This window comes from Comamonas flocculans, assembly GCF_007954405.1.
In the GTDB taxonomy this organism is placed as follows: Bacteria; Pseudomonadota; Gammaproteobacteria; order Burkholderiales; family Burkholderiaceae_C; genus Comamonas_C; species Comamonas_C flocculans.
The window spans coordinates 719,485-732,214 of the sequence record NZ_CP042344.1 but is presented as its reverse complement, the minus strand read 5'-3'; the positions used below and the strand labels follow the sequence as shown (position 1 = coordinate 732,214).

The window sequence follows — 12,730 nt, the reverse complement described above, 5'->3', positions numbered from 1 at the left end:
TTTGGTTTGTGACATCGGCCGTGCGTGACACCTTCCGGACGCCGGAGGACGACGGCCCTGGCCGGGACGGCCTGGCCGATGCGCGCTGGCGCATCCGCCGCTGGGATGGCGAGTTCGCCGATCCGGCGGTCGAGCAGGAATACCTCGTCCACGCCCAGACCTTCATGGCCCGGCAGCTGCTGCTGGTGCTCTGGACCTGGCTCGCGATGATGCTTTTGTTCGCCGCGCTGGACTGGGCGGCGCTGGGCTGGTCGGCCGGCTTTGCCAAGCTGGCCGCGCTGCGCGCGGGGGGCGCCGCCTGCTTTCTCGGCCTGATCGCGGCGGTACGTCGCCGGCCCATGCTGGCCGCGCGCGGCAGGGCGGTGTCGGTGCTGCTGGGGCTGAGCATCCTCGGCTATCTGTTCGTGTTCAGCGTGCGCCCGCAGATTTCGCTCTGGGTCTATGGCATGGTGCCGTTGCTGCTGTTCATGCTGTTTTCCTTCGTGCCCAACCGCCTGCGCTATTCCCTGGCGCTGGCCCTTGCCACCGCGGTTTGCATGGTGCCCATGGTGGCCTGGGTGCATGGCTGGGCCGCGCGCGAGCAACTCATCCTGGCGCTGGTGCTCGTCTGGCCCGTCGTGCTGGGTTACTTCACCATGCGGCGCATGCAGACCCTGCAGCGCACCCAGTATGCGCTGGGCGAAACCCTGAAGCGCCAGGCGGCCATTGATCCGCTGACCGGCCTGTTCAACCGCCGCGAATTGCGCCTGCGCGCGGCGCAGGAGGTGGCGCGCGCCCGGCGCGAGGGGGCGCCGCTGTCGCTGATGATGATCGACCTGGACCACTTCAAGCAGCTCAATGACCGCCACGGCCACGCGGCGGGCGATGCGGCCCTGAAGGCGGTGGCGACGCTCGCGCGCTGGGTGTTTCGTGAGCCCGATCTGGTTTTTCGCGTCGGCGGGGAAGAGTTCATCGTGTTGCTCCCCGAGAGCGATCTGGCCGGCGCCGCGCGTGCGGCCGAGCGCTTCGTGCAGCGCCTGCGCACGCTGGCATTGCCCTTCGACGGCCAGCCGCTGCCGGTGCGCGCCACGCTGGGGGTCGCGAGCCTGGGCGGCCAGGACCTGCAGGGCCTGATGCGCATGGCCGACCGCGCCCTTTACGCGGGCAAGCAGGCCGGGCGCGACTGCGTGATGCTGGCGCATGCCGACGGCAGGCTGCAGCCGCTGCGCGCAAGCGGGCAGGCTGCGCCGTGCGCAGAGGTGCAGGGCGACGCCGCCTGAGCCCGGGCGCGCCGCGCGCCCCGGACAGGGATAATCGCGCGCCGTGCCCCCCACCACGTTCGACAAACCCACGCTGCTGCAGCGCATCGTGCCGCTGTTTCGCGGTTTCGATCTGCTGGCGCTGGCCCTGGTGCTGGCATTGATGGGCATAGGGCTGGTGGCCATGTATTCGTCGGGCTACGACTACGGCCATCGCTTTGCCGACCATATGCGCAACCTGCTGCTGGCGCTGGGCATCCTGTTCGTCGTCGCGCAGGTGCCGCCGCAGAAACTCATGGCTCTGGCGGTGCCGGTCTACGTGGTGGCGGTGGCACTGCTGGTGGCGGTGGCGCTGTTCGGCATCACCAAGAAGGGGGCGCAGCGCTGGATCAACCTGGGCGTGGTGATGCAGCCCAGCGAGTTCATGAAGATCGCCATGCCGCTGATGCTCGCCTGGTGGTTCCAGCGCCGCGAGGGGCAGCTCAGGGCGCTCGATTTTGCCGTGGCCGCGCTGCTGCTGGCGGTGCCCGTGGCCTTGATCATGAAGCAGCCCGACCTGGGCACGGCGCTGCTGGTGCTGGCCGCCGGGCTGTCGGTGATCTTCTTTGCCGGCCTGTCCTGGAAACTGGTACTGCCGCCGCTGATTCTGGGGGGGCTGGGCATCGCGGCGCTGGTGTGGTTCGAGCCCAGCCTGTGCGCCGAGGGCGTGAACTGGCCGCTGCTGCACGACTACCAGCAGCAGCGCGTGTGCACGCTGCTGGACCCTTCGCGCGATCCGCTGGGCAAGGGCTTTCACATCATCCAGGGCATGATCGCCATCGGCTCGGGCGGGCTCTGGGGCAAGGGCTTCATGTCGGGCACGCAGACCCACCTGGAATTCATCCCCGAGCGCACCACCGACTTCATCTTCGCGGCGTTTTCCGAGGAATTCGGCCTGGTGGGCAACCTGGTGCTGATCGCCTGCTTCCTGCTGCTGGTCTGGCGCGGGCTGGCGATTGCCGCCGGCGCCACGACCCTGTTTGCGCGCCTCATGGCGGCGGCCATTTCCGTCATCTTCTTTGCCTATGCCTTCGTCAACATGGGCATGGTCAGCGGCATCCTGCCGGTGGTGGGCGTGCCGCTGCCCTTCATCAGCTATGGCGGCACGGCCGCCGTCACGCTGGGGGTGGCGCTGGGGGTGTTGCTGTCCATTGCCAGGGCGGCGCGCCAGGAACCCGAAGGCCTGCCGGCGCCTCTGTAGGCGCTATAGGACAATCACCCCATGATTTCACGTGAACCGACGATGGAGCGCCTGGCCACGGCCCGCGCGCTCTTGCTTGAGCCCTTCGGGCTCGACGAGCGCCACCTGGCGCAGGCCCTGGCCGAGATCCGCGCGCACCGCGTGGACGACGCGGACCTGTACTTCCAGTACACGCGCAGCGAGGGCTGGAGCCTGGAGGAGGGTATCGTCAAGACCGGATCCTTCTCCATCGACCAGGGCGTGGGCGTGCGCGCCGTGAGCGGCGAGAAGACGGCGTTTGCCTATTCGGACGATATTTCGCTGGCTTCGCTGCTGGATGCGGCGCGCACCGTGCGCACCATAGGCAGCGCCGGGGCCGCGCGGCGCGTGAAGCTGCCGGCGCCCAAAATGGCGCGCAGCCGCGCCCTCTACCCTGGCCTGGACCCCATCGCCAGCCTGGGCAGCGCCGACAAGGTGCAGCTGCTCGAGCGCGCCGAACGCGCCGCGCGCGCCCGCGACCCGCGCGTGGTGCAGGTCATGGCGGGCCTGGCCAGCGAATACGACGTGGTGCTGGTGGCGCGCGCCGACGGCACCCTGGCGGCCGACGTGCGCCCGCTGGTGCGCCTGTCCATCACCGTGATTGCCGAACACAAGGGGCGGCGCGAAATCGGCTCGGCCGGCGGCGGCGGGCGCTTCGGGCTGGCGTACTTCAGCGACGAGCAGGTGGCGCGCTACGTGGACGAAGCCGTCGATGCGGCGCTGGTCAACCTGGAGTCGCGCCCCGCGCCGGCGGGCGAGATGAACGTCGTGCTCGGCCCCGGCTGGCCGGGCGTGCTGCTGCACGAGGCCGTGGGCCACGGGCTGGAGGGCGACTTCAACCGCAAGGGTTCGAGCGCCTTCACCGGCCGCATCGGCGAGCGCGTGGCGGCCAGGGGAGTGACGGTGCTGGACGACGGCACCATGGCCGATCGCCGCGGCTCGCTCAACGTGGACGACGAGGGCTACCCGACGCAGAAGAACGTGCTGATCGAGGACGGCATCCTCAAGGGCTACATGCAGGACGCGCTCAACGCCCGGCTGATGGGCGCGGCGCGCACCGGCAACGGCCGGCGCGAGAGCTACGCCCACGTACCCATGCCGCGCATGACCAACACCTACATGCTGGCGGGCGACAAGGACCCGGGCGAGATCGTCGCCAGCATCAGGAAGGGCCTGTACGCCACCAACTTCGGCGGCGGGCAGGTGGACATCACCAGCGGCAAGTTCGTGTTTTCCGCCAGCCAGGCCTGGTGGGTGGAAAACGGCAAGCTGCTCTACCCGGTCAAGGGCGCGACGCTGGTGGGCAGCGGCCCCGACGCGCTCAAGCGGGTGCGCATGGTAGGCAATGACCTTGAGCTCGATAGCGGCGTGGGCACCTGCGGCAAGGAAGGCCAGAGCGTGCCCGTCGGCGTGGGCATGCCGACGGTGCGCATCGATGCCCTGACCGTGGGCGGCACCGCATGAGCCTTGTGGCGCAAGGGCAACGGCCCATGTTGCAGTGCCGCAGAAAAGCGTGCTACATTGGTTGCATGGCTTCGCACCACGCGTTCTATTTTTACTTTTGGTTCTCGACCCCGGCGGTTGAGAGGTACGCGCGCACGCACTGAGCCCACTCCTCATCACGAAACCGCCGAAGCGATACGCCCGGCGGTTTTTTTTTGCAGTTTCAAACCCACTCCAAGCAAGGAAGAGCGTCATGAACCCCCCCAGCAGCAAGAACGAGACCTGGCAGTACGGCAGCGCCACCACCAGTGCCACCGACGACCAACGCATCCAGGAAATTGCCGTGCTGCCCCCGCCAGAACATTTGATCCGCTTCTTCCCCATCCGCGCCACGCCCGTGGAAACCCTGATCGCGGACACGCGCCGGCGCATCCACCGCATCCTGCGCGGCGAGGACGACCGCCTGCTGGTCGTCATCGGCCCCTGCTCCATCCACAACCCCCAGGCTGCGCTGGACTACGCGCGCAAACTGCAGGCGGTGCGCGCGCAGTACCAGGGCGAACTGGAGATCGTGATGCGGGTGTACTTCGAAAAGCCCCGCACCACGGTGGGCTGGAAGGGCCTGATCAACGACCCCTACCTGGACGGCAGCTACCGCATCGACGAGGGCCTGCGCATCGCGCGCGAGCTGCTCATCGACATCAACCGCCTGGGCGTGCCGGCCGCCAGCGAGCTGCTGGACACCATCAGCCCGCAGTACATCGGCGACCTGATCAGCTGGGGCGCCATCGGTGCGCGCACGACGGAAAGCCAGGTGCACCGCGAACTGGCCTCGGGCATGTCCGCGCCCATAGGTTTCAAGAACGGCACCGACGGCAACGTGCGCATCGCCACCGACGCGATCCAGTCCGCCAGCCGCGGCCACCACTTCCTGTCGGTGCACAAGAACGGCCAGGTGGCCATCGTGCACACCGCCGGCAACCAGGACTGCCACGTGATCCTGCGCGGTGGCAAGGAGCCCAACTACGACGCGGCCAGCGTCGCCTCGGCCTGCGAATCGCTGGTGGCCGCGGGCCTCACGCCTTCGCTGATGATCGACGCCAGCCACGCCAACAGCCGCAAGCAGCACGAGCGCCAGGTCGAGGTGGTGGGCGACATCGCCGGTCAGGTGGCCGCGGGCTCGCGCAGCATCTTCGGCGTGATGATCGAGAGCGCGCTGGTGGAGGGCGCGCAGAAGTTCACCCCGGGCAAGGACGACCCGCGCCAGCTGGTCTACGGCCAGAGCATCACCGATGCCTGCCTGGGCTGGGACGATTCGCTGGGCTGCCTGCAGACCCTGGCCGAAGCCGTGGCGGCGCGCCGTGCCGGGACCACGGCGGCGCAAGAAGAAGCGCTGGCCACCGCTTGATACCGGTGTAAGCTCCCGTAACCGGGGCGGCGCAGCCAGGCGCCGGCCCGCTGGACGGCACACAGGAGCGAGCACGATGTTTCAAGGGATCTGGATCGACAAGGAAGACGGCCAGTACCGGGCCTGCCTGCGCGGCATCACCAAGGAGCAGTTGCCAGAGGGCGACGTGACGGTGCGCGTGAGCCATTCCACGCTGAACTACAAGGACGCGCTGGCGATCACCGGCAAATCGCCGGTGGTGCGCCAGTTCCCGATGGTGCCGGGCATCGATTTTGCGGGGGTGGTCGAGACCTCGTCCCACCCCGACTACAAGAGCGGCGACTCGGTGGTGCTCAATGGCTGGGGCGTGGGCGAGAAGCACTGGGGCGGGCTGGCCGAGTTCGCGCGCGTGAGCGGTGACTGGCTGGTGCCGCTGCAGGCGCCGTTTTCGCTGCGCCAGGCCATGGGCATAGGCACGGCGGGCTACACCGCCATGCTGTGCGTGATGGCGCTGGAGCGCCATGGCCTCACGCCGGACGGCGGCCCGGTGGTGGTCACCGGCGCGGCTGGCGGCGTGGGCAGCGTGGCGGTGGCGGTGCTGGCCCGGCTGGGCTATGAAGTCAGTGCGGTGACCGGCCGCCCCGAGCAGGCCGACTACCTCACGCGCCTGGGCGCGCGCCACATCGTCGAGCGCGCCTCCCTGAGCGCTCCGGGCAAGCCGCTGGCGCGCGAGCAGTGGGCCGGCGCGATCGACGTGGCCGGCGGCTACGTGCTGGCCAACGTCTGCGCCGCCATGTGCTACCGCGGCGTGGTGGCGGCCTGCGGCCTGGCCTCGGGCATGGATTTTCCGGCGACGGTGGCGCCCTTCATCCTGCGCGGCGTGACGCTGGCCGGGGTGGACAGCGTGATGGCGCCGCGCGCCGAGCGCCTGCAGGCCTGGAAGCGCCTGGCCAGCGACCTGGACGTGACGCTGCTGGAGGCCATCACCCAGGAGGTGCCGCTGGCGCGCGTGCTCGAGCTTGCGCCGCAGATGCTCGAGGGCAAGGTGCGCGGGCGCGTGGTCGTCGCGGTGCGCGGCTGATGCGGCCCTGCATCCCCGCGTAGAACGCGGCGGGAAGCCGCGGACGGTGCTGCGGCACGGCAAGGCGAACCAACGCAGTGACGGGTTTGAAGGCGAAGCCGTATGAGGCGCACGCGCGGCGGAGGCCGGCGCTACCATCGACGGGTTGATTCCGCCCCAGCCCCCACCATGCCTACCCTTGCGAAGATGACCTGCATCGAGGACCTGCGGGTCGTTGCGCAAAGCCGCGTGCCGCGCATGTTCTACGACTATGCCGACTCCGGCTCGTGGACCGAGAGCACCTACCGCGCCAACGAGCGCGAGCTGCAGCGCATCCAGTTCCGCCAGCGCGTGGCGGTGAACATGGAAGGGCGCAGCACCGCCACCACCCTGGTCGGCCACAAGAGCGCGATGCCGGTGTGCATCGCCCCCGTCGGCCTCACCGGCATGCAGTGGGCCGACGGCGAAATCCACGCGGCGCGCGCGGCCGAGAAGTTCGGCGTTCCGTTCACGCTCTCGACCATGAGCATCTGCTCGATCGAGGACATCGCCGAGCACACCAGCTCCGACCTGCTCTTCTGGTTCCAGCTCTACATGATGCGCGACCGCGAGGCCATGGCGCGCATGATCGCCCGCGCGCGCGACGCCGGCTGCAGCGCGCTGGTGCTGACCCTGGACCTGCAGGTGATAGGCCAGCGCCACAAGGACATCAAGAACGGCCTGACCGCGCCGCCGCGCCCCACGCTGGCCAACATCGTCAACCTCATGACCAAGCCGCGCTGGTGCCTGGCGATGGCGCGCACGCGCCGGCACAGCTTTCGCAACCTCGTTGGGCACGTCAAGGGCGTGTCCGACATGAAGTCGCTTGCCGCCTGGACCAACGAGCAGTTCGACCCGCGCCTGTCCTGGGCCGACATCGACTGGGTGCGCCAGCAGTGGGGCGGCAAGCTCATCCTCAAGGGCATCATGGAAGCCGATGACGCACGGCTGGCGGCTGAGCACGGGGCGGACGCCATCGTCGTGTCCAACCACGGCGGACGCCAGCTCGACGGCGCGCCCGCCAGCATCGAGGCGCTGCCGGCCATCGTCGACGCGGTGGGCGATCGGCTCGAAGTGTGGATGGACGGCGGCATCCGCAGCGGCCAGGACGTGCTGCGCGCCTGGGCGCTGGGGGCCAAGGGCACCATGGTGGGGCGGGCGATGGTCTACGGACTGGGCGCGTTCGGCGAGGCGGGGGTGAGCAAGGCGCTGGCCATCATCCAGCGGGAGCTGGACGTGAGCATGGCGTTCTGCGGCCACACCAACATCCAGAACGTGGACCGCTCCATCCTGGTGCCGGGCACTTACCCGGTAGCGCCGACTTAATGGTTTTGATAGCTGCCAACGGCCGTATGACAACGATTTAGGATATAAACCTTTTTGAAATCGTTTGTGGGAGCGCGCTAGCAGCTATCAATTAAGGATCAAACGATGCCTCTTCGCCGCGTTGCACGGGCCGGCGCGCGACAATCGGGCGCGTGAGAGCCGCCGCACCGCCCCGCCGCATCGCCCACCTGGACATGGACGCGTTCTACGCGTCGGTCGAGCTGCTGCGCTACCCCCAGCTCAGGGGCCTGCCGGTGGTCATCGGCGGCGCCGCCACCGAGCAGGACCGGGCGCGCAGTCTGGCCCATGCGGGGCGGCTGCACGAGATACCGCTGGCCGCCTTTCCCCGTCTGGCCAGCTACGCCGGGCGCGGCGTGATCACCACCGCCACCTACCCGGCGCGCGCCTTTGGCATCGGTTCGGCCATGGGCATGATGAAGGCCGCGCGCCTGTGCCCGCAGGCGCTGGTGCTGCCCGTGGACTTCGCCGAATACCGGCGCTGGTCGCGCCGCTTCAAGGAAGTCGTCGTCTCCATCGCGCCGGTGATGGAAGACCGCGGCGTCGATGAGGTCTACATCGACCTGAGCGCTCTGCCCGAGGCCCAGATCGAGGGCGGGCGCGTGCTGGCGCGGCGCTTGCAGCAGCGCATCTTGGAGGCCACCGGGCTGGGCTGCTCGATCGGCGTGGCGCCCAACAAGCTGATCGCCAAGATGGCCAGCGAGTTCGAAAAACCCAACGGCATTGCCATCGTGCAGCCCGAAGACCTGCAGACGCGCATCTGGCCGCTGGCCTGCCGCAAGATCCATGGCGTGGGCCCCAAGACCGATGCGCGCCTGCAGGGCCACGGCATCCGCACCATCGGCGAGCTGGCCGCGCGCCCGCGAGCCTGGCTGCTGGCGCACTTCGGCGCGGCGCACGGCGCCTGGCTGCACGACGCCGCCTGGGGGCGCGACGAGCGCCCCGTGGTCACCGAAAGCGAGCCGGTGAGCATGAGCCGCGAAACCACCTTCGAGCGCGACCTGCACGCGGTGCGCGACCGGGCGCTGCTCGGGCAGATCTTTACCGAGCTGTGCGAGCAGGTGGCGCAAGACCTGCGCAAGGACGGCTACCTGGGGCGCACCATAGGCATTAAGCTGCGCTACGAGGACTTCAAGATCGTCACGCGCGACCACACCATCGCCGAGCCCACGCAAGACGCCGCGCAGATCCGGCGCATTGCGGGGCTGTGCCTGAGGCGGGCGCCGCTGGACAAGCGGTTGCGGCTGCTGGGGGTGCGGGTGGGGTCGCTGTTGAAGGGCGAGGAGGCAAGATTGCGGACAAATTTAGGGAGAAATCCCCATATGGCCTCGTTGTTCTGATCTCTTTTTCATCGTAATCTGCAACAGATTGCAAAAAACAAATTTGCGTGCTTGCGCCAATTTGGAAAAAGAGATTCTGAAAGGGGGAGCGCCATGCGAGTCAATCTGCCGGTTACCCAGCGTAACTATGACTTCCCGGCCGACGAGATGCTGGTCTCCATGACCAATCTCAAGGGCGAGCTCACGCACTGCAACCCCGCGTTTGCCCGTGTCAGCGGCTTCACCTACGACGAACTCATGGGGCAGCCGCACAACATCATTCGCCACCCGGACATGCCGGCTGCTGCGTTCAAGGATGTCTGGAGCACCATAGGTCGCGGCAAGCCCTGGACCGGCATGGTCAAGAACCGGCGCAAGGATGGTGATACCTACTGGGTTTGGCCAATTTCACGCCCATTCTTGTGCAGGGCAGGCCCAGGGGCTATATGTCGGTGCGCATCAAGCCCACGCAAGCTCAGATCGACGAAGCCGAGACGCTGTACGCCCGGATGCGTGCCGAGGCCGAATCTGGCCGCGTCACCCTGGTGCTGCGCGGGGGCAAGCTTTGCCATACCGGCTGGCGCGCTTGGCCGGAGCGCGTGCGAGGCATCAGCCTGACCGGGCGCATAGCCGGCGGCCTGGCGGTCATGGCCCTGGCCATGCTGGTGCCCGACGTGGTGGGCCTGCACGATGGGACTGCCTTGCTGTGCCGCCTGGGCCTGGGTGCGGCAGGGGTGGCGGGTTTTACTTGGGTGTTTCACCGCCGCTTTGCCGGGGCGATGCAAGAGGCCGAGCGCTTTGCCAGCGACCTGGCTGGCTGCAACCTGACCACCGACGTGCCCACCGACTTCCCGGGGTCCTTGGGCGCTCTGATGCGCGCGCTGCGCCAGATTCAGGTGAACCTGCGCGCCGTCATCGACGATGTGCGCCGGGGCGTGGAGGGCTTCAGCCATGCGGCCAAAGAGATCGCCCAGGGCAGCGTTTCCCTGTCCGAACGTGCTGAATCCGGCGCCAGCAACCTGCAAGAGACGGCATCGGCCATGGAAGAACTGACTGGCACCATCAGCCAGACGGCAGCCACCACGGCGGCGATCTCTCAGAAAAGCGGGGAATGCGTCACCACCGCCACCCAGGGCAGCCAGGCCGTGGGCGAGGTGCGTGAGGCCATGAAGAACCTCCAGGGCTCCTCGGCCCGCATGAGCGACATCGTGAGCACCATAGAAGGCATTGCCTTTCAGACCAATCTGCTGGCCCTGAACGCCGCCGTCGAGGCCGCCCGTGCTGGCGAGCAAGGCCGGGGCTTTGCGGTGGTAGCCGGCGAGGTGCGGGCCTTGGCCCAGCGCAGCGCGGATGCTGCCAGGGAAATTGGTGGACTGATCCACTCTCTGGTGGAGGGCATTGCCAACAGCGCCAGCCAAATGGCCGACGTGGGCCAATCGATGGACGCCATGGTGACCTCAGTGCAGCACGTGAGCGACCAGGTAGGCGACATCACCACCGCAGCGCGTGAGCAATCCGCGGGTGTGGGCCAAGTCAACCAGGCGGTGGCGCAGCTCGATTCCACCATGCAGCAAAACGCCGCCCTGGCCGAAGAATATGCCGCCGCTGCCCAGGCCCTGCGTGACCTTGCGCGCTCCATAGACCGCAGCGTGGCGGTGTTTCACTTGGCCTGACGCGCTCTGTTACGCGCCGGCGCGCCACGCGAGCCCGCCATGATCTTGGGACTCATGGCCCAGACACGATGCCTTCGGCCGCGTGCCACAGGGCAGCATGCAAGAGTTGGGAGAGTTTGCTCTTGAGAGCGAGATGGTTTTCCTGATCAGGTGTGAAGCCCCATCAGAAACTCTCCCAATCGTCGTCCTTACCTGCGGCAGGCGGCTTCGTCGCACTCGTGGCCTTCGTGGGCGCCGCCGTGATCTGAACTGCCTTGGGCTTGGCCACTGCCTTGGGCAGGGGCGCTGACAAGGCCCTGGCCTTGACGGTGGCAGGCGCAGGTTTGTGGGCAGGCACTACGCGCGGTGTGCTGGCGTGGGCGCTGGTTCCCACATTGAAGATGGATACCACGTCAGACAGGTGCGTGGCCTGCTCGCTCATCGAAGCAGCCGCCGCACTCGCTTCCTCGACCAGCGCGGCGTTTTGCTGCGTCATCTGGTCGAGGTTGGCCACCGCCTGGTTGACCTGGCTGATGCCGTCACGCTGCTCGCTGGTGGACGCAGTGATCTCGCCGATCAGGTCGCTCACCCGGCGCACGCCCTGCACGATCTCCTGCATGCTCTCGCCCGCCTGCGCAACTTGACTGCTGCTTGCCTCCACGTTTTCCACGCTGGTGGTAATCAAGGCCTTGATTTCCTTGGCCGCTTCGGCGCTGCGCCCGGCCAAGGCGCGCACCTCGCTGGCTACCACCGCAAAGCCGCGGCCTTGCTCGCCCGCTCGCGCCGCTTCGACGACCGCATTGAGCGCAAGGGTGTTGGTCTGAAAGGCGATGCCATCAATCACCGAAATGATTTCGCTGATCTTTTGGCTGGACTGCGTGATCTGCCCCATACTCGCAATCACCTGGTCGACCACCGCGCCGCCCTTCTGCGCCGACTCGACGGCGTTGGCGGCCAGCTGGTTGGCCTGGCGCGCCGTGTCCGCGCTTTGCGTGACGGTGGCGGTGAGCTCTTCCATGCTGGCTGCCGTCTCTTGCAGGTTGGCCGCGGTCTGCTCCGTACGCGCCGACAAGTCGTTGTTGCCGATAGCGATCTCGCTTGCGGCCGATGAGACCGATTCCACGCCCGAGCGCACGTCGGCGACCAGCGAGCGCAGTTTGGCGCCCATGGCCGAGAGTGCGCGCATCAACTGGCCGAGCTCGTCCTTGCGATCGTCGTGCACGTCCTGCGTCAGGTCGCCTGTTGCGATCGTGTCGGCCAGACCAACGGCGCGCGTCAAGGGCTGGGTGATGCTTTTGACGGCGAGCCACGCGATGAACAAGCCCAGCAGCACGATCACCAAGGTGATTCCCGCGCCCAGCATGTAGGCCGCCTGACGGCTCGCGAGCGTGTCCTGCACCGCCTGGTCACGGCGCGTGATCTGCAGCTGCACGTACATGTCCAGCGCCGCCATGTATTTTTCCATGGCCGGTGCGAACGCCTGTTGCGCCGAGCGCAGCACGCCCTGCATGTCGTAGTCGGCGCGCTGCTTTTGCATTGCGCCAGCGACCTTGAGCACTTCGGCGCGTTCAGCCGCCATGCGCTCGAGCTGCGCCTTGTTGTCTGGCCAGAAAGCTTGCTCCTCTACTTGTTATTGCAGTTCGGTCACGTCCGCCGAAGTTTTCTGCGCTTGCGCCAGAAGACGCGCGCTCAAATCCGGCTCGCTCGCCTGCATCGCCGCGAGCAAGTTGTCTACCGATGATTGCGTCATCGACTTCCAGCGCAGCGCGGTAAAAATGCGCTCGTTGCCGAACGCCACCACCCGGTCGGATTCCTTGGTGACTGATTCGGTGTGGACCATCAGCCCGGCACCAAGCACCACAAGCGCGCCCATAAGGCCCAGTACGATGGCCCAGAGTTTGAATTTGACGGAAAGATCGTTGAATTTCATGGTGCACCTTCAAATCTGAACAGTGAAAAAACGGTCATCGGCACGGCAGCAGCGTCGAAA

The 12,730-nt window shown here is 67.6% G+C and carries 9 protein-coding genes and 1 pseudogene; 8 read left to right on the top strand and 2 right to left on the bottom strand.

All coding sequences use genetic code 11. From position 1 onward, the window contains the following. Nucleotides 1–20 precede the first annotated feature (20 nt). From FOZ74_RS03700 to FOZ74_RS03660, 8 genes and pseudogenes are all read left to right on the top strand, one after another. On the top strand, nucleotides 21–1,259 hold the full coding sequence (locus tag FOZ74_RS03700; RefSeq protein WP_186764648.1) for a GGDEF domain-containing protein: 1,239 nt from the start codon (nucleotides 21–23) through the stop codon (nucleotides 1,257–1,259). Between the two features lie 43 nt (nucleotides 1,260–1,302). Continuing rightward, entirely contained in the window at nucleotides 1,303–2,478 is a 1,176-nt protein-coding gene (rodA, locus tag FOZ74_RS03695) for a rod shape-determining protein RodA (RefSeq protein ID WP_146911803.1), read from the top strand. A 21-nt stretch (nucleotides 2,479–2,499) separates the two neighbouring features. After that, nucleotides 2,500–3,960, top strand: coding sequence for a metalloprotease TldD (tldD, locus tag FOZ74_RS03690; RefSeq protein WP_146911802.1), 1,461 nt, complete (start codon nucleotides 2,500–2,502; stop codon nucleotides 3,958–3,960). Nucleotides 3,961–4,192: 232 nt separating this feature from the next. After that, complete coding sequence (locus FOZ74_RS03685) at nucleotides 4,193–5,347, top strand: 3-deoxy-7-phosphoheptulonate synthase (protein WP_146911801.1); 1,155 nt, start codon at nucleotides 4,193–4,195, stop codon at nucleotides 5,345–5,347. A 76-nt stretch (nucleotides 5,348–5,423) separates the two neighbouring features. After that, nucleotides 5,424–6,407 carry an acrylyl-CoA reductase (NADPH) gene (acuI, locus tag FOZ74_RS03680; RefSeq protein ID WP_146911800.1) on the top strand — a complete coding sequence of 328 codons (984 nt, stop codon included), beginning with the start codon at nucleotides 5,424–5,426 and terminating at the stop codon, nucleotides 6,405–6,407. A 168-nt stretch (nucleotides 6,408–6,575) separates the two neighbouring features. Beyond that, the gene (locus FOZ74_RS03675; protein ID WP_146911799.1) at nucleotides 6,576–7,751 is read left to right on the top strand and encodes an alpha-hydroxy acid oxidase; all 1,176 of its coding nucleotides are present in this window, start codon (nucleotides 6,576–6,578) and stop codon (nucleotides 7,749–7,751) included. Nucleotides 7,752–7,945: 194 nt separating this feature from the next. Then, a complete protein-coding gene (dinB, locus tag FOZ74_RS03670) occupies nucleotides 7,946–9,109 on the top strand; it encodes a DNA polymerase IV (RefSeq protein ID WP_146914063.1) in 1,164 nt (387 codons plus the stop codon). Nucleotides 9,110–9,202: 93 nt separating this feature from the next. Further along, nucleotides 9,203–10,761: pseudogene (locus FOZ74_RS03660) on the top strand (methyl-accepting chemotaxis protein). A 163-nt stretch (nucleotides 10,762–10,924) separates the two neighbouring features. On the opposite strand, the gene FOZ74_RS03655 reads toward FOZ74_RS03660, so the two are convergent. Both FOZ74_RS03655 and FOZ74_RS16115 read right to left on the bottom strand, forming a co-directional pair. Further along, entirely contained in the window at nucleotides 10,925–12,319 is a 1,395-nt protein-coding gene (locus tag FOZ74_RS03655) for a methyl-accepting chemotaxis protein (protein WP_222434180.1), read from the bottom strand. Nucleotides 12,320–12,370: 51 nt separating this feature from the next. Next, nucleotides 12,371–12,670 (bottom strand): hypothetical protein, encoded by a 300-nt coding sequence (locus tag FOZ74_RS16115; RefSeq protein WP_222434179.1) that lies wholly within the window; start codon nucleotides 12,668–12,670, stop codon nucleotides 12,371–12,373. Between the last annotated feature and the right edge of the window lie 60 nt (nucleotides 12,671–12,730).

What these genes read in the sequence shown, in the direction of transcription:
- tldD (WP_146911802.1), top strand. Translation starts at nt 2,500, where the DNA reads ATGATTTCACGTGAACCGACGATGGAGCGCCTGGCCACGGCCCGCGCG.
- acuI (WP_146911800.1), top strand. Translation starts at nt 5,424, where the DNA reads ATGTTTCAAGGGATCTGGATCGACAAGGAAGACGGCCAGTACCGGGCC.
- FOZ74_RS16115 (WP_222434179.1), bottom strand. Translation starts at nt 12,670, where the DNA reads ATGAAATTCAACGATCTTTCCGTCAAATTCAAACTCTGGGCCATCGTA.
- FOZ74_RS03675 (WP_146911799.1), top strand. Translation starts at nt 6,576, where the DNA reads ATGCCTACCCTTGCGAAGATGACCTGCATCGAGGACCTGCGGGTCGTT.
- dinB (WP_146914063.1), top strand. Translation starts at nt 7,946, where the DNA reads ATGGACGCGTTCTACGCGTCGGTCGAGCTGCTGCGCTACCCCCAGCTC.
- FOZ74_RS03655 (WP_222434180.1), bottom strand. Translation starts at nt 12,319, where the DNA reads ATGGCGGCTGAACGCGCCGAAGTGCTCAAGGTCGCTGGCGCAATGCAA.
- FOZ74_RS03685 (WP_146911801.1), top strand. Translation starts at nt 4,193, where the DNA reads ATGAACCCCCCCAGCAGCAAGAACGAGACCTGGCAGTACGGCAGCGCC.